1 protein-coding gene is annotated in these 551 nt (G+C 30.3%); it reads left to right on the top strand.

Features of this window, described 5'->3' with window-relative positions; genetic code table 11:
• Nucleotides 1-2: 2 nt before the first annotated feature.
• Nucleotides 3-551 (top strand): transporter substrate-binding domain-containing protein (locus E6A48_RS11895; protein WP_308461609.1); only part of this gene is annotated, 549 nt, incomplete at its 3' end.

Raw genomic sequence — 551 nt, 5'->3', positions numbered from 1 at the left:
TTATATTTATTTTTGCTATATCTTGCTCAAAAACTCAAACACAAAATACAGAAGCATCTGCAATAGATAATTCTCTACAAAAAATAAAAGAGAATGGAAAATTAGTATTAGGTTTAGATGACACTTTAGCTCCTATGGGGTTTAGAGATGATAATGGAGATATAGTTGGTTTTGATATAGATTTAGCTAGAGAAGTAGCCAATCGTTTGGGGGTGGAGCTTGAGGCTAAACCTATAGACTGGTCTAGTGCTATATTGAGTTTAAAGAAAGGTGATGTTGATGTTATATGGAATGGATTTGCCGTTAATGAAAGTAGAAAACAACAAGTTAATTTCACTAAACCATATCTTTATAATAGACTTATGATAGCAAAATATTCTGACAGAGATGATATTAATAGTAAAGAAGAGTTAAAAGGAAAAATAGTAGGTGTACAAAGCGGAAGCAGTAATTACGAAACATTAGTAAATGACCCTATAAGTAAAGAAGTTAAAGAGATTAGACAATATGATTCTTATGTTAATGCTTTTTTAGATTTAGAGGCTAAAAGA

Origin of the sequence: Brachyspira pilosicoli (assembly GCF_019402445.1) — a bacterium.
In the GTDB taxonomy this organism is placed as follows: Bacteria; Spirochaetota; Brachyspiria; order Brachyspirales; family Brachyspiraceae; genus Brachyspira; species Brachyspira pilosicoli_B.
Note: the sequence above shows the minus strand (reverse complement) of the source record. Positions and strands in the feature narration are given on the sequence as shown.